The following is a 14,744-nucleotide window of genomic DNA, read 5'->3' as shown; positions in this document are numbered from 1 at the left end:
GCCGGCGCGCGCGGAAAATCCGCCGCTCCTGGCCGCCGGGCGGTTGTGCACACCTGCCCGTGCGCGGTACCACTTACGCCATGCGTCAAGCCCGCATGCGCGCCTCCGCGTCGGTCCGGCCCTCCTCCCGCCTCGCCGCCCGCCCGTCTGGCCTGACGGCGTGCGAGCGGGTGTGTTGTCGCGGCACTGGTGTTCCCCCACTCCAGTAAGCCGTGCAACCGCGCTACCCGACGGGTAGGCAATCCCGAAGGTCCCCCATGTCCGCAGAGAGTGTGCAGGCGCTGCTTGAATGCTCGGTCACCGAGCTGACCGGGCGGTTCGTCACCCAGGCGCAGCCGGTCCCCCAGGGGCTGCTGGAGGCGCTGGAAGCAGATCCACGCCAGGGCGCGCAGGCGCTCGCGCGGAGGCTGCGCTCGCGGCAGGAGAAGAACCGCGCGGAAGGCCAGCGGCTGCGGCACCTGCTGAAGTTCGAGACGGAGCTGTGGGAGCAGGGCCTCTTGAAGGTCGCGGGCGTGGACGAGGCGGGCATGGCGCCGCTCGCGGGCCCCGTCGTCGCGGCGGCGGCCATCCTGCCCAGGGGCTACAAGCTCAAGGGGCTGGACGACTCGAAGAAGATATTGGACCCGGACAAGCGCGAGGCGCTGGCGGAGGCCCTCAAGCGCGACGTGGTGGCGTGGGCGGTGGGCCGGGCGGAGGTGGAGGAGATTGATCAAATCAACATCTACCACGCGGGCCTGCTGGCCATGCGGCGCGCGGTGGAGGGGCTGGGGCTGACGCCGGACTACGTGCTGGTGGACGCGCGCACGATTCCCCAGTGCCCCGCTCCGCAGCGGGGGATCATCAAGGGGGACTCGCTGTCGTTGAGCATCGCGGCGGCGTCCGTGCTGGCGAAGACGACGCGCGACCGGCTGATGGCGGAGCTGGACGCGCAGTACCCCGGCTACGGGCTGGCGGCGCACAAGGGCTACCCCACCGCGCAGCACGTGCAGGCCATCCAGGCCAGGGGCGTGCTGCCCATCCACCGCCGGAGCTTCGGCCCGGTGCGCGAGGCGCTCGGACTGGCGCAGCCCTCCGGGCCCGTCCCGATGCAGTCGGAGCTGTTCGCCGCTACTCCTGTCCCGATGGCGAAGCGATGAGCGCGGACAGGGACATCGACGGGTGGCTGGCGGAGCGGGGCGTCACGCTGATGGACGCGCGTGCGCGGGCCCGGGGCGTGCTGGAGGAGGTGGGGCTCACGCGGCCAGGCAAGGCGCGGATGAGCGAGCCCAAGCTCCTGCGAGCGGCCGAGGTGCTGGCCGAGCGCTTCTTCCAGGTGTGCGCGGATGCGGCCTGCCTCCAGGTGGCGACGGCGAGCGGCCGGGAGCCCTGCGGGTGGAGCCCCGCAGCCACTGCGCGCGGTGCGGCGGTTCCGCCAACCGGCGCGCGGAGGTGGCGTTCCTGGAGATGTGCCACCAGCGCGGCGTGCAGCGCGTGGTGGTGGTGGGCGGCTCGCCCGCGGTGCGTGAGGAGCTGGAGACGAAGCTGGGCGGCCACATCTCCCTGCGCATGGTGGACGGCACGGAGCGCCGCACCGCGGACCGCGCGAAGAGCGACCTGGAGTGGGCGGACCTGGTGCTGGTGTGGGGCGCCACGGAGCTGCACCACAAGGTGTCCAGCCACTACACGCACCTGGCCTCCGCGCATCACCGCAAGGTGGTGCACGTGGTGCGCCGGGGCGTGGCCGCGCTGCTGGATGAGGCGATGATCCACCTGCAGCGCGCGCGCTGAGGGAGCAAGGCAAACACAGACACGCCGGAGTCCTGGGGGACCCCCTCCTCCACAACGACCCGTTCCTCCCGCGGACCCACATTGACAGGCTCCTGTCATCTTGACAGGTTCCTGTCCATGCCATCCCTGACCCGGAAAGCAGAGACCTTCAGCGCCCTGGTGCTGGAGGTGTTCCAACTGAATGGGCTGCTGCTCCAGGCCGGGGATCGGCTGAGCGCCCCGGCGGGATTGACGAGCGCCCGCTGGCAGGTCTTGGGTGTCATTGATCACGGCCCCGCGACGGTGGCGGCGGTGGCGCGCACGATGGGGCTTGCGCGGCAGAGCGTGCAGCAGACGGCGGACGCGCTCGCGGACGACGGGTTCGTGGAGTACGTCGAGAACCCGCATCACCAGCGTGCGAAGTGCGTCTCGCTCACCGCGGCCGGGCGCCGTGCCTTGCGCAAGGTCGAGCTGGCGCACGCCGAGTGGGCGGACCGGATGGGCGCGAGCCTCGCTCCGGCGCTCCTGGCCTCGGCGGTCAAGGGCATCCGTGAAGCGCGCCTGCGACTGGAGAAGGACCTGGCCGTGGAGGAGCGCTCCCATGAAGGGTGACGCGTCCATCCCCCTGCTCCCCTGCGTGGAGCTCGCGCCGACGCTCGAGTTCTACGCCCTGCTGGGGTTCGAGGTGACGTACCAGCAGCGGGCTCCGAACCCCTACGCGGCGACCCGGCGGGGTGGCGCCCAGCTCCACTTCTTCGGCCTGAAGGGGTTGGATCCGCTGAAGGCCTTCAGCAGTTGCCTGATCATCGTGGACGAGGTGGAGGAGCTGCACGCGCGCTTCCTGGCCGCGCTGCGAACGGCCTACGGCCGGATTCCCCTCCGCGGTCTCCCGCGAATGACTCGCATGAAGAAGGGGCAGACGCGCTTCACCGTCGTCGACCCCTCCGGCAACTCCGTCATGTTCATCCGGAGGGACGAGCCGAGCGGCTACGGAGACGACGCGGACGCCCCCACCTCCATCCTCGGCAAGGCCCTCAAGACCGCCCGGCGCCTGCGCGACTTCAAGGGCGATGACGCCGCCGCCGCGAAGGTCCTGGACGTCGCGCTGAAGAAGGACGGCGCCGGGACGACTGTGGAGCGGGCACGGGCACTCGCGGCCCGGGCGGAGCTGGCCGTGGCCCAGGGGGACACTGCTGGCGCCCTGGAGCGGGTGCGGGAGGTCAGCGCCCTTCCCCTCTCGGAGGCAGAGCGCGAAGCGCTCCGATTGGAGCTGGAGGCCTCCGGCTTGAATCTTCCGTCGCCCGTCACGTAGAGGGGAGCCGTGCGGCACCAGTCCCGCACCTCTTCTAAGGGGACACAACGGATGAACAGGAAGCTCGGCACGGCGGTGTTCATGATGGTGGCATGCGCCTTCGGCCCGATGACGGCCGTCGCGCAGGACGACGACGCGGAGGGCTCGGGCAACATCGACATCACCGGCTCTGGCGAGACAGCGACCCACGCGTGCACGCCGGAGAGCACGGTGGAGATCACCGGAGAATCCAACACCGTGACGCTGACCGGCGAGTGCAAGAGCGTCACCGTGAACGGCAGCGGCAACAAGGTGAAGGTGGAGGCCACCCGTGCCATCTCCGTGACGGGGAGCTCCAACTCCGTCACCTACACGCGTGGCCACGGCAAGTCGAAGCCGAAGATCAGCCGCACCGGCATGGACAACAAGATCACGCAGGAGAAGTAGTCGCCGGACCGCGCGAAGAGTGTCCTGGCGTGGGGCACGGCGAAACCGCACCACAAGGTGTCTGGCCATGACACGCACCGGGTCTCTGCCGCAGCAGGCGCGCTGAGTGACTGGCATTGGCGGCGGGTTCGATTCCCGCCGCTACTGAGCATCTCCCGAAAAGGACTCAGCTTTCCGGGAGACTGTAGCAAGCGATGTAGCAAGGCCCCGGGCGGAAGTAGCCCGGTTCCGTAGCGGCGTGCGCCCGAGGCGGTGAACGCCGCCATCTCCACGTTCCTGGATGAGATGAGGGAGACCCGATCCAAGCGGCGTGAGGGATTGCGCAATCCCTCACGGCCATGTCTGGGGTTGAGTCCCAGGCGCGCTCAGCTCTCGGCGGTGGACGCGGACTCGGACACCTGCGGCTCCTCGCAGACGGGCGCCGCGTCGTCGGAGGTCTCCAACTCCTCGCTCACGGAGGCCTGCGGCGCGCTGGGAGCGCGGCAGTAGTCGATGCAGAGTTGCTCGCCGCCGCAGGTGGTGACGACGGCGCCGATGGTGCAGCCGAGGTCGCAGGGCACGCCGCAGCCACAGACGGCTTGGCATTTAGCTGCGGTGGCCGACAGCGGCGCGAGGGCCAGGAGCGAGGCGGAGGCGAGCAGCGACTTGAGCACGGTACGCATGGACAGCTCCCTTTGGTGAACTGCCGCGTCAGCCTCAGGGGATGGTGGTCCGGAGTAAATACGTACTTCCTCGTAACGCGCGCCGGAAGATACCGCTTGTGATTGAAAATGATGGCGGGAGTGGCCAGGGAGGCGGAAGGTCCGCAGCCCGCCTCAATCCACTCGCGGCGTCCGCAGCACGTGCTGGGTAGAGCTCGTGGAGCCCCGGCGCTGGGAGGTGTGCCGAAAGGCCCTCATGTACTGTTGCAGCGGACCCAACCCCATCCACACTTCTGGGCCCCCTTCATCGTCGTGGGCCGGGATGCTACCCTCCGAGGGCTCCCTCCCACCCCCAGCGGGCCCGGAGTCACGGGATTGACCTGTCTTGAACACGAATCATCTCCACCAGGCTGACCGTGGTTTCCGTGCATCGATTTCGACCGTGCTGGCTCTCTCTAGGTCAGGACCCGAAGTGTCAGGGGGGCTGGCCCCCGGAGTTCATTCCAGCCATGCCATTCAAGGAGACAGCGTGCGAAAGAACCTGTTGGGAAGTCTGCTGGCGGTGGGTTTCATGGCCCTGGGCTGCGGCGGCGCGGACCTGGATCCGGCCGGCCTGGAGCCGCGACTGGCGACCCGCGAGGATCAGGTCCCGGCCTGCACGGGAGAGCGGTACCGGACCCTCTATTACAGCGACGCGGCGCAATCGAGCATCGTCGGGTACGAAGGCTGTGAATGCTTCCAATGGGTCCGGTTCGGCGTGCGGAGCAGCTTCAGCGAGTACGTCGAATACGAGAGCTGCTACTGAGTTTCCCCGCCACACCGTACCCTCCGAGCCGATCGAGAATCGTGAGCAGTCGTTTAGGCAAGACGCCCCTCATCCCCGAGCACCTGGCGCCCACCCTGCTGGATTGGATTCGCCAGGGCCCCCGAGCCTGCGGCCTCAAGCGCGCCAACTGGACACACGTCGCCCTGGCCGACTTTCTCCACCAGCAGACGGGCATTCGCGTGCGTGAGACGGCCATGTGCGATTTCTGCCGCCGACATGGCGTCCGATTCTACCGGCGCACCTACCCCTTCCTGCGCGCAGACCTAGCTCGGCGTATAGGCAGGATAGAGGCCATGTGGAGGGTGAGGGCAGGAGCGGAGGGGCCGCGGAGGGCTGTTGATGGGGGCCGCCCGAGCAATGCGCCAAGCGGGTGAAGAAGCCGCGCAGCCCCTTCGGGTACACCCGGCCCTGGCCGCGCTCCCTTCAGGTGCGCGGCAGGGCTTGGCTCTCTTGGCTGTCAGGCCCGCGCATCTCCCAGATGCCCTTGTCTGGGTTCTGCCAGACCTTCATCGCATGCTCGGCGACGTTGAGCAGCGCGCGCTGCGCGACGGGGCGACCTTGCCGGAGTATTTCGCGCCCGCGTAGAGCACCGCGGCCACCTCGCCGAGCACGTCGAGCTGGAACTGGTTGTAGGCCCCGTTGCCGACGCGCACGGGCTTCGCGCCACCGTAGCCGTCGAGCCACTCGAGCTGGGACTCCGTGAGGCGGCGCTCGCCCCGGATTCCGTACATGATCTGCATCTGGGCGGGGTCTCTCTGGAAGGCACAGCCAGTCAATGGTCCCGTCCCGGGCGACCAGTGCCGCCGAGCGCAGGTTTCCGATGAGCGCGTGATCCTCGATCCTGCGGTTCGCCTGGACCCCGGGTTGCGCTGGGATGACAGGCTCCCGGGCCTTCTGGTGTTGCGTGATTCTTTCCGCCACTGCCGTGGCTCCCGTATGCCTCATGATCAACCCTTGACGCTGGCGTCCGGGGCGCGGAGGCGCAACCGCCGCGGCGGAGGGCGAGCGACCGCCTGGCGCGCCGGGAGCGGATCAATGCTCAGTGGCCTTTCATACACATGGCAGGGCCTTCTTCAGGGGGTGCATCGACGGGTTTGGGCAATCACTGCTATTGAGTGAGGCCACGAACACTCGCATCGCTCCAGGGGGAGAGCGCGCCATGTCCCGTGATGTCATTGTCGAGTTCAATGTGCTGCCTCGCTCCACCCGCGAGAAGCTCATCGCCAGTACAAGTGGGCACACCGCGCAGTCTCCGCTCTTTTCCGACAGGGACCGCACTCCCCATAGCGGGTTTGGGTGGTGGCTCGTGGCGGGCTTGCTGGGGCTGGTCCACTTCTGCTCCACCGCCCTCCCTGGGTTCGGAACGCCTGGCGAGCGCGGCGTCCAGGGGGCGGGTTTCATCATTGGCTATACATTCGGCATCAGCCTGATGATCGCGGCCGTCCTCGGCATCGCGTACCACCGCAAGCGCAGCGCGGGTCTGCCCTTCGTGCCAGGGCGGTATCTCTTCCCCCTGGAGTTCGTGGACCTCCGCGAGTCAGAGATGAGCATCCGGTCACTGAACGGGCTCATCGACTTCAAGGGGGTGCACCAGCACGCGAGTGGCATCTATACCCATACCTCCTTCATCTTCACGTTCCAGGGAGGCATCGTCGAAGAGTTCCATGTCCACGACAAGCATGAGGCCGAGCAACGGCTCCAGGCGTTTCAGCGTGTGCGCAAGGAACTCGTCGGAGCGATGGAGCGGCAGGATGCCGATACCCTCCAACGGTTCGACGTCTTCTTCGACGTGCGAATGAAGGGCGGCTTCCAGGCCTTCCAGGACAAGGACGAGGACCCGCCCGACACGGGGCCGCGGGCATTGGACGTGCCGAGCCGGCTGGGGCGGCGGTGGCTGACCGCGCTGACGGTGGGGTTGGTGCTGGGCAGCACCGCTCTGTTGCTGAGGAATCTGGCGAGTGACTCCGCGGCCTTCGAGGCGGCCAGGAAGGACGGGAGTGGGAGGGCCTTCTACCAATACGCGCAGACGGGCTGGCGCCATGTCGACGAGGCAAGGCGGCTCGGCCCGGAGGCGGAGTACACCGGCTGCGAGAGGCAGGACACCGAGGACTGCTGGCTGACCTACCTGCGTCGCTGGGAGGGGGCGCCCCGGTCCAAGGAGGTCCGGCAGGAGCGCCTTCCGCGCGCGGCGCTCGCGGAGTCCAGCAAGACCGTGTCGGCGCTGCGCCACTTCCGCACGCGCTACCCGGCCTCGGTGGTGGACGGGGAAGCCAAAGCCCGCATCCACGCGTTGTTCGTGAAGTCCCTGGACGAGTTCAAGAACCAGGCCTCCACCACCACTGCCGGAATCGTCCCCTTCGTGGAGGGGCTGCTGGCCCATCTGGAGGCGACGGACAATCCGCAGGTCCTCCTGCGCTTCGGCCAGCAGGCCTCTCCCACACTCGCGAAGGCAGACAAGCTCCTGGGCAGGGCCACGCGTGAGCAGGGCCAGGCCATGGCCACGGTGGCCGGTCACTTCGAGCCCCAGTACACCCAGCCTCTGGAGGAGGCCATCACCGAAGCGCTGAACGACGCCTTCGTGCAAATCTTCCCCACGGACCTGCTCGTACTCCAGACAGCCCCTGCCGGGCAGCCCGTGGCCGACACGAACGTGCCGGTGCTGGACATCGTCTATACGATTGGCTGGTCAGGCGATTCCTACAGGTCCCGGCGGACCGGGCGTGTCTTCGTGGGAATCGAGTTCGAGTTCAGCGCGAACATGCGCGTGCCAGACCAGAAGCCGCTGCGCTTCGAGCTGCGAGTCCGTCCGCCCGATCACTTCGAAGTGGAGTCCACGCCCCGATTGTCTGGCACGGAGCCCGCGCCCAGAAAGCTGAGGCTGCTGGACCTGGATGCCGGCGAGCCCAGCGACGGCCGCGTGTACCAGGCGATGGCGCGGCGAGCTTTCGACAAACTGAGCGACAAGCTGCGCCAGGTCTTCTTCCGTCCGAAGAGCAAGGCCCTCCAGGCCAGCACCCTGCCTTAGTGCCGCTCAAGCGCCCCCCGCCCGCGGCAGCACCGGACTCCTCATGCCTGTGACTATCGGTCCCTCCGCGAAGGGCCCGATAGTCCAGGACTCCCTGAGGGCGCGCCCGGGTGCGTGACGGAGCGACGCTGGCTCAGCTCTCGACGGCTCCGGGCTGAGTCTCCGCCGGGTGCTCCTCGCTGCAGACCAGGGCATCCTCCTCCCGCTGGGCCGACGCGGTCGTGACCGGGGGCGTGAGCGCGTCGCTCGCATAACACCAGTAGCCCGCATCGCCACAGGTGGTTGGAGTCAAACCTTCATAGCACTCCTCGACGCAGGCGGTTCGGTTGGGCAGACACAGCTGGTTGCACTGCGGGCTCGGTAGGGCGAAGGCTGCTGTAGGAGCGACGGCGAAGGCGGCGATGACAGCCAGCAAGGACTTCTTCGGCATCTTCATGGGAACTCCTCCCGGAGTGGGAACGATGCCCTTGTGGGGCGGTCGGAGTTTACGCCTTCGCCAGGAATGGTGTGGCCGGAGCGATGCGAACGGTTGCCTTTCTACGTGAGGCGCTCGCAGCCAGCCCCGGGGGCAGCGTCCGTATCCGCGTATAGGCAGGAGAGAGGCCATGTGGAGGGTGAGGGCAGGAGCGGAGGGGCCGCGGAGGGCTGTTGATGGGGGCCAGCCTCGCACCTGCCGTGGGCACTCACCGCGTGGACGAGGCGCTGGCGGAGCTTGATCGTCCGGCCGCGCAGGACGTCCGCGGACAGCCTCCGGCGGACTGGCCGGCGCCGTAGCGCACGAGCCCTCAGCGCCAGGTGGAGTCCAGCCTCGCCGGCGAACTGAGAAGGTCCAGAGCCCGAAGCCCCAGGGTCTACCGCCGCCACTCCGGGGGAACGTTCTTCTCCGCGGCGTAGCGCTCCAGTTCGGCGAGCTGCTGGCTCGCCAGCTTCAGCTCCTCCTCCACCTCTTGCTGGCGCTTCGCCACCGGCTTGCCGGAGGACGCGTCCTTGCGCAGACGCGCGCGCTCCTCCTCGAAGCGGGTGACACGCGCCCGGGCCCTGCCGAAGGCCGAGCGCCACCGCTCCTCCTCCTCTCGAGAGCGAGTCCCCGCCAGCCGCTGCTTGAAGCGCTCCCGCTCCCAGCGCTGGATGCCCGTGGGGTTCCGGCTCCACGTCTCCCGGGCCTCCCGCACGTCCTTGAGCGACACCTCGATGCGCTCCTGGTTCTCACCACTCCCCTGCCCTGACTTCAGCCAGGCGGTGCCGACTTCCGGCAACGAGCAGGTCTCGACGGGCAGCCGCGCCCCGCCAATGTGGATGCCTCGGGTGAGGCCTCGCGAGAGGAACCAGCGCAGCCTCCGCGAGTCCTCCTGCGCCGCCAGGGACTGGCTCAGGGGCCGCCAGTCCTCGAACTCCAGGTCCAGCGTGCACGTCTTGCCCTCCGTCTCCAGTTCCATGCGGCGCTTCACGGCCGTGGGTGGCGAGTCGAACCGCTCGACCACCAGCACGACGAGCCCCAGCCCGTCGACCCGCTGCACCGAGAGGACCACCTGCTGCTCGGTGTCCACCTGGAAGCGCTTCACCTCGCGTTCCTCGTCACGCGCCACGCGCTCGAGCAACTGATTCCAGCGCGCCGTGGACTCGGGCGTGGTGGGCACGGAGACGAGCTTGCTCGCGTAGGCGATGGGCAGCGCCAGCCCCAACCCATCCGCGTTCTCGATTTTCATCGAGACGACGCCCACCACCTCGCCGCGTCCATTCAACAGCGGTCCGCCACTGTTGCCCGGATTCACCGAGGCATTGAATTGCACATAGCCAGTGCCCAGATACTGCCGGCCCACGAAGCCCACCTTCCCCTCGTGCACGGTGAAGTCCAGGCCCTTGGGACTGCCAATGAAGACCAGCGGGTCTCCAGGCTCCAGGCGCGTGACGTCACCCAGTGGCAGTGGCGCCACCTTCGCTCCCACGACACGGACGGTGGCGAGGTCCAAATCCACGTCACTGGCGACCGTCTCGCCGAGCAGCTCCCGCCCGTCCGCGAGCACCGCCGTCATGAGCTTGCCCGGCGGACACACCACGTGCTCGTTGGTCAGCACCAGCTCCGAGTCCACGAAGAAGCCGGAGCCCACCTTGCTCCCACATCGCAGGGTCAACGTGCTCGGGCCGGCGCGGCGTGAAATCTCCGCGGTGGAGAGAGCCGACGGCACGGGAGCAGCCTCGCCCGGAAGGTCTTCACCCGCCGCGAGGGCCATGACATTCGAGCGGGTGCGAGCGAAGCGCGGAGAACGGGCCACCCAGATGCCGCCCAGCAATCCGAACAGGATGCAGAGGGCCACGAGCCCCCTCAAGCTTCGACGAGAGGGCTCCTGGACGGGCACCACCGCCTCCACGGAGGGCCGCAAGTCCGCGCGGGCGCCCTGGGCGCGCAGCACCTCCAGGAGTTTCTCCGCGAAGGCGCGAAAGACGCCACGGGCCAGGGGGGCCCCTGATGTCGCGAGCAGGCTTCGCGCCTCGGAGAACGAGGGCGCGGGTGGGCCCAGCAGCGAGATGGCCCGCGCCAGCGCGAAGCGCGTCCGCTCGTCAGCCACCGCATCCCGCAGCACCACATCGACCCGGAGGCTGGCGCCGCACACACAGCGCGCCACGTTCCCCGCATCCGGCGCACCACACCGGAGGCACCTCAGCTCGACCGATTCCGACATTCCCGCGCTCCCCCTGCGACGACCCGGGCTCCTGGTGCTCGTGCGTCACCCGCGAGGACCCGGGCACCCCTCGACAGCTCCCACCATCATGCCTCCGAACGCTCGTGGAGTCCCAGCCTCCCCCCATCGGCACTCCGCGTGACTCCGGGTCGACCTCGGAGCGCTCCTCGAAGCAGCAGGCCGCCTCCGCGCTGTCGAAGTCCCTAGGCACTGACGTCGCAGGTCACGTCGGAAGTCGCGCCTCGTTTCCTCCTTCAGGTGGATGGACACAAGCGTCTTGAGAATCAACTTCGTCTCGTCGGGCGTCACCTTCGATGGGCATGCGGCAAGCCTATGGCCGGGCAGAGAGCCCGGCCAATTCCTACCAGCTCACGCGGAGGCGCGTGAGGTGCTGGAGCGGGACGGCTAGTCCTCGCCCTCTGCCAGCTTCACGTAGTAGCTGAAGAGGCGCTCCGCGAGGCCAGCCGCGAGCAGCGCGATCCGTTTGGCCGACCCCGAGGCGATCCGCTTGGCCGACCCAGCTACGAACAGCTTGGGTGACCCCGCTGCGATCCACTACCCCGGCCCATGACACTTTTGGGAAATCGCCTCGCAGGAGCTGCGCAAGTACCCGCACCACACGCGCCAGCAGGTGCCCTGCTGGCTGTGCCGCTTCTTCAGCATGGACGTGAAGCGCGCCTCAGTGGAGGCCCCCCTCATGCCCACAGAGGAGCGCGTCGCGCGCTTCGGGCGCCCCGTCCTCACCGAGCAGTTCGACTCCCTACCGCATGAGGACTTCCAGCAGGAGTTCGAATGCCTTTTACGTCGACGAGTCCTACAGCTTTCTCCCCTACGAGCTCATTCTCCCGTACACCACCGACGAGATGCCGCTGGCGCAGGACGCCTCCGACGTGCCCGTGCCCCACGGGCGCCTGGTGGCGGGCTTCGATGTGGGCCGCACCCGAGACCGCTCCGAGCTGACCGTCTTCGAAGAGGTGGAGGGCCGCTTCACCTGCCGCCTGCTGAAGAGCTTCGAGGGCGTCCCCTTCGCGGAACAGGAGGCCCACCTGCGCCGCCTCCTTTCCGTCCTTCCGATGGCGCGTCTTTCTGTCGACCGGAGCGGTATCGGGATGAACCTCGCCGAGAACCTCGCCCGCGACTTCCCCCAGGTGGTGGAGGAGAACTTCACCAACGAGGCCAAGGAGCGCTGGGCCACCGACTTCAAGATTCTCCTCCAGCGCCGCGACGTCACCCTGCCGCGCCAGCGTGAGCTTGTCGGGCAGATTCACTCCATCAAGCGCCGGGTGCTCCCTTCCGGGAAGGTGTCCTTCGACGGAGAGCGCACCAACCGCGGGCACGCGGACAAGTTCTGGGCCGTTGCCTTGGCCTGCCAGCGCGAGCAAGTCCCGGAGCGACGAGGTCCCGGGGAGATCGGCGTGCGGGTGATTGGGTGACCCAGCCCCAATCAGCACCAGAACAATAGAGTCGTTGCACCGCACCCTAGCAGCAGACTGGTCCATTTGCCTTGCACTCCGACCCCACCATCCGCGACCATATGTATTAGGCAAGCCCCAGCAGGAGCGCGAGGAACCGACGACTCAATATCAAAACACTATGAATAATGATTTGGCACCATTCGCTGAGCGTCAGTTCAAGTTCCTCTCGGACCTCTCGGGGCGAGCGTACATCCGACATGTCCGCCGATGGTTACGGACCCTGTCAACCGACCCCAGGATCCGCATGTTGCTTAGCGACATGGAAGCAGAGGCAACCCGACTTGTGCAGCGGTATTGGGAGCATGACACCGCCTGCGTCAAGAGCCTTTGCTCAATTCGAGACGAGTTCATCGCGCGAGAACCGACCTCGGACGACGCCCTGGCAGTCAGGCCACCGCCAGAAAGTGGGGATGCGGAATACAGACGTACATTTGCACACTTCAACGAGGTAGCAGAGGGGAAAGCCCGTCCAGTTGATCCCGTTGACATGGATGACACCTCGCGCACAGGGGAACTACTTCCTATCCTCGTGGGGAAATTTGAGAGCGCTATGTACCCCCCCTGGAGACATCACGGGGACCATTTCTGGCGTCAAACAGAACCAAAGACCTGAACTCACTCCGCTCTACCTGACATTAATGACGGCACACGACCGCCATCGCCATACGCATCGAATGTTTCTGGACGAGAAACTCACCGATCCAGGCATGTTTCTCATCCGCCTAAAACAAACACTCTCAGCGCTAAATCCAGAACCGCAAGAAATCAAAACATCGGACGACCTTGCCGCACGATGGGACGAACATCAGATCAGCCTAGCCAGCAGCCTTGAGGCGCTTCGCGAAAAGCTCTACGCACCCACAGGCGGGTCTGACGTTCCCTCATGGGTGCGCAGCCAACTAGGTGTGAGCATCCCACAGGACGAAGTGGAGCAACTTGTGTCCACGCTTCGCCCTATCACGTCCTCGGTTCATGAAGATCTTATCCGACGCATTGGAACACGACGAACACTCATCGCACTGCTCCATCGGTTCAAAGAGCGATGCGAATGGCATGATCGAGATCGGCTCAGAGAATTAGCGGCTCGCTCAAAACGCCCCGAGGATGCACTTACTGCAGAACTCGCCCGGTGGCTATTTGATCAAGGCCTCTCTCCGATAACCAGACCAATGACAGGAGGACTCCAGCCCGACTTGCTTGATCCAGCAGTACTCTATATCGAAGCAAAACGCTATCGCGACAACAAGAACGCACGTCGACACATCGTACAGGGCACGCATGAGTTATACGATGCCGTGGCCCGACTCAAGGGAACGAAGTACAATGTGACCGAAGCGTTCTACGTTGTCTTCAGAGAGGGAGGCCCTCAGTTCAAGCTCCCCGAGGTTATACCAGGGGACGGCTGGGTAACATTGCCTGTCGTAATCGACATCGCGCCACTGGCTGAATCGGGCAGCCGTCAGAAGAACAAGCCAATTGAACTAAGCGAAGACGAGCTTGGCCCCACCTAAGAAGGCTCGCAAGCGACCAGTCTTCGCAGTGGGCCCGAGCATGCGATGGCCCAAACGGAACGACACAATCAACAGTGGGGGCCGCTCGCGAGTTCCCCTTCCTACAACTGGGACTTCGCTAGCTCGTTGGCGCTAAGCCTGAGACGCTCAATCAGGACTATCCGTTCACGCATTGCGACGATATCGTCGCAAACTGCCTCTTGGTGTTTACGCAACACCGCTGCCGGGATAGCGATGCGTCGACAACCATCGTTCAAGCCTACCGACCAGGACTGAAGCAGCCTCCGGCTCTTTTCAACCTGTGCCAAGTCCGCACCTTTGGGAACAGCGGCAAGCGCCAGATAGGGCGTAAGAGGCACAGCCACGCCTATGCCAGATAAGCCTAGTTCAGGCGAAGGACGGAGCATCGGCGCTGGGAATTGGAAGAAGCCAACCTCAGGGTAGAAAAGCCATCTATCATGAAAGTCACCAAGCCCTAGGGTCATGACACGAGAGTTCGCGTGGCGTTCTCGAGCCATTTGATCAAGGCCCTGCTCCCCATGCGCGAAGAATTTCTCCAGGTGGCCGCCTTGTGGATCACGGAGTTGAAGGATGCGGGCGGTCTGCACCATCGGGAATAGCAGCAAAGCTCTGTACATTCTCCACTGCGAGACCTTATTGGGCACGAGCTTGTTAGTCCGGAGCTTGTGTCGGAACTCAAGCAACGGACTCTCGATGAACCTGTTCAAAGCAGCCTCAGCCGCTGGCGAGTTGAGGCCCTCCTTGGCGAACAGCTTAGACGCCGGTTCTCGGCGTATTCTCCGGTCTGCGAAATCGAAGCACCAGAGGAAGGACCCATCGCGCCATGGTTCCGTTAGAGCATTGGTGACGTAGTGGTCGTTCGGCATGCCGAATCTGGAGGTGGGGTGAGCGGTCACAGACTGCCTGAGCGCCACAATACCCCTCGCATGCCTCTGGAGGACACCCTCACTGCGAAGTGCGGCAGCCAGCTTGGATCAGTGCCCCAGCAGCCCTCGCGCCTTGACCTTCAGCCAAACCTGCCGAAGGAAGGGGTACGTCGAGCAGATGCGGCGCCACGTCCACGCCTCCCTCCTCGTCCAC

The 14,744-nt window shown here is 66.3% G+C and carries 14 protein-coding genes; 9 read left to right on the top strand and 5 right to left on the bottom strand.

Annotation, left to right across the window (positions count from 1 at the left end; translation table 11 throughout):
- The first annotated feature begins 257 nt into the window (after positions 1-257).
- The 5 genes from ACLEQD_RS00465 to ACLEQD_RS00445 all read left to right on the top strand — a co-directional run bounded on the left by ACLEQD_RS00465 (position 258) and on the right by ACLEQD_RS00445 (position 3,484).
- Positions 258-1,136, top strand: a complete 879-nt coding sequence (locus ACLEQD_RS00465; RefSeq protein WP_410380874.1) for a ribonuclease HII — start codon at positions 258-260, stop codon at positions 1,134-1,136.
- A 235-nt stretch (positions 1,137-1,371) separates the two neighbouring features.
- Entirely contained in the window at positions 1,372-1,767 is a 396-nt protein-coding gene (locus ACLEQD_RS00460) for a hypothetical protein (protein WP_410380872.1), read from the top strand.
- 117 nt (positions 1,768-1,884) lie between these two features.
- A complete protein-coding gene (locus tag ACLEQD_RS00455; RefSeq protein ID WP_410380870.1) occupies positions 1,885-2,358 on the top strand; it encodes a MarR family winged helix-turn-helix transcriptional regulator in 474 nt (157 codons plus the stop codon).
- On the top strand, positions 2,348-3,058 hold the full coding sequence (locus ACLEQD_RS00450) for a bleomycin resistance protein (protein ID WP_410380868.1): 711 nt from the start codon (positions 2,348-2,350) through the stop codon (positions 3,056-3,058). Before ACLEQD_RS00455 ends, ACLEQD_RS00450 begins: the two co-directional genes overlap by 11 nt.
- A 51-nt stretch (positions 3,059-3,109) precedes the next feature.
- A complete protein-coding gene (locus tag ACLEQD_RS00445) occupies positions 3,110-3,484 on the top strand; it encodes a DUF3060 domain-containing protein (RefSeq protein ID WP_410380866.1) in 375 nt (124 codons plus the stop codon).
- Between the two features lie 365 nt (positions 3,485-3,849).
- On the opposite strand, the gene ACLEQD_RS00440 is transcribed toward ACLEQD_RS00445, so the two are convergent.
- Entirely contained in the window at positions 3,850-4,146 is a 297-nt protein-coding gene (locus ACLEQD_RS00440) for a hypothetical protein (protein WP_410380864.1), read from the bottom strand.
- 508 nt (positions 4,147-4,654) lie between these two features.
- Here ACLEQD_RS00440 and ACLEQD_RS00435 point away from each other — a divergent pair.
- Positions 4,655-4,930 carry a hypothetical protein gene (locus ACLEQD_RS00435; protein ID WP_410380863.1) on the top strand — a complete coding sequence of 92 codons (276 nt, stop codon included), beginning with the start codon at positions 4,655-4,657 and terminating at the stop codon, positions 4,928-4,930.
- Positions 4,931-5,457: 527 nt separating this feature from the next.
- On the opposite strand, the gene ACLEQD_RS00430 is transcribed toward ACLEQD_RS00435, so the two are convergent.
- On the bottom strand, positions 5,458-5,682 hold the full coding sequence (locus ACLEQD_RS00430; protein WP_410380862.1) for a glycoside hydrolase family 15 protein: 225 nt from the start codon (positions 5,680-5,682) through the stop codon (positions 5,458-5,460).
- A 428-nt stretch (positions 5,683-6,110) separates the two neighbouring features.
- On the opposite strand from ACLEQD_RS00430, the gene ACLEQD_RS00425 reads away from it, so the two are divergent.
- On the top strand, positions 6,111-7,976 hold the full coding sequence (locus ACLEQD_RS00425) for a hypothetical protein (RefSeq protein ID WP_410380860.1): 1,866 nt from the start codon (positions 6,111-6,113) through the stop codon (positions 7,974-7,976).
- Positions 7,977-8,109: 133 nt separating this feature from the next.
- Here the strand turns inward: ACLEQD_RS00425 and ACLEQD_RS00420 are convergent, their stop codons facing one another.
- Complete coding sequence (locus ACLEQD_RS00420) at positions 8,110-8,412, bottom strand: hypothetical protein (RefSeq protein WP_410380858.1); 303 nt, start codon at positions 8,410-8,412, stop codon at positions 8,110-8,112.
- Between the two features lie 415 nt (positions 8,413-8,827).
- Positions 8,828-10,600, bottom strand: a complete 1,773-nt coding sequence (locus tag ACLEQD_RS00415) for a S1C family serine protease (protein WP_410380856.1) — start codon at positions 10,598-10,600, stop codon at positions 8,828-8,830.
- Between the two features lie 824 nt (positions 10,601-11,424).
- Here ACLEQD_RS00415 and ACLEQD_RS00410 point away from each other — a divergent pair.
- Both ACLEQD_RS00410 and ACLEQD_RS00405 read left to right on the top strand, forming a co-directional pair.
- The gene (locus ACLEQD_RS00410) at positions 11,425-12,090 is read left to right on the top strand and encodes a terminase (RefSeq protein WP_410380854.1); all 666 of its coding nucleotides are present in this window, start codon (positions 11,425-11,427) and stop codon (positions 12,088-12,090) included.
- Between the two features lie 716 nt (positions 12,091-12,806).
- Positions 12,807-13,643 (top strand): hypothetical protein, encoded by an 837-nt coding sequence (locus ACLEQD_RS00405; RefSeq protein ID WP_410380852.1) that lies wholly within the window; start codon positions 12,807-12,809, stop codon positions 13,641-13,643.
- 101 nt (positions 13,644-13,744) lie between these two features.
- Here ACLEQD_RS00405 and ACLEQD_RS00400 read toward each other — a convergent pair whose 3' ends face one another.
- Entirely contained in the window at positions 13,745-14,530 is a 786-nt protein-coding gene (locus ACLEQD_RS00400; protein ID WP_410380851.1) for a hypothetical protein, read from the bottom strand.
- Positions 14,531-14,744 lie beyond the last annotated feature (214 nt).

It is taken from the genome of Corallococcus sp. 4LFB (assembly GCF_046520365.1).
Taxonomy (GTDB): Bacteria; Myxococcota; Myxococcia; order Myxococcales; family Myxococcaceae; genus Corallococcus; species Corallococcus caeni.
The sequence above is the reverse complement of the archived record's forward strand: the minus strand, read 5'-3'. Positions and strand labels throughout refer to the sequence as shown.

What these genes read in the sequence shown, in the direction of transcription:
- ACLEQD_RS00465 (WP_410380874.1), top strand. Translation starts at nt 258, where the DNA reads ATGTCCGCAGAGAGTGTGCAGGCGCTGCTTGAATGCTCGGTCACCGAG.
- ACLEQD_RS00455 (WP_410380870.1), top strand. Translation starts at nt 1,885, where the DNA reads ATGCCATCCCTGACCCGGAAAGCAGAGACCTTCAGCGCCCTGGTGCTG.
- ACLEQD_RS00450 (WP_410380868.1), top strand. Translation starts at nt 2,348, where the DNA reads ATGAAGGGTGACGCGTCCATCCCCCTGCTCCCCTGCGTGGAGCTCGCG.
- ACLEQD_RS00445 (WP_410380866.1), top strand. Translation starts at nt 3,110, where the DNA reads ATGAACAGGAAGCTCGGCACGGCGGTGTTCATGATGGTGGCATGCGCC.
- ACLEQD_RS00440 (WP_410380864.1), bottom strand. Translation starts at nt 4,146, where the DNA reads ATGCGTACCGTGCTCAAGTCGCTGCTCGCCTCCGCCTCGCTCCTGGCC.
- ACLEQD_RS00430 (WP_410380862.1), bottom strand. Translation starts at nt 5,682, where the DNA reads ATGTACGGAATCCGGGGCGAGCGCCGCCTCACGGAGTCCCAGCTCGAG.
- ACLEQD_RS00425 (WP_410380860.1), top strand. Translation starts at nt 6,111, where the DNA reads ATGTCCCGTGATGTCATTGTCGAGTTCAATGTGCTGCCTCGCTCCACC.
- ACLEQD_RS00420 (WP_410380858.1), bottom strand. Translation starts at nt 8,412, where the DNA reads ATGAAGATGCCGAAGAAGTCCTTGCTGGCTGTCATCGCCGCCTTCGCC.
- ACLEQD_RS00410 (WP_410380854.1), top strand. Translation starts at nt 11,425, where the DNA reads ATGAGGACTTCCAGCAGGAGTTCGAATGCCTTTTACGTCGACGAGTCC.
- ACLEQD_RS00405 (WP_410380852.1), top strand. Translation starts at nt 12,807, where the DNA reads ATGTTTCTGGACGAGAAACTCACCGATCCAGGCATGTTTCTCATCCGC.
- ACLEQD_RS00400 (WP_410380851.1), bottom strand. Translation starts at nt 14,530, where the DNA reads ATGCCGAACGACCACTACGTCACCAATGCTCTAACGGAACCATGGCGC.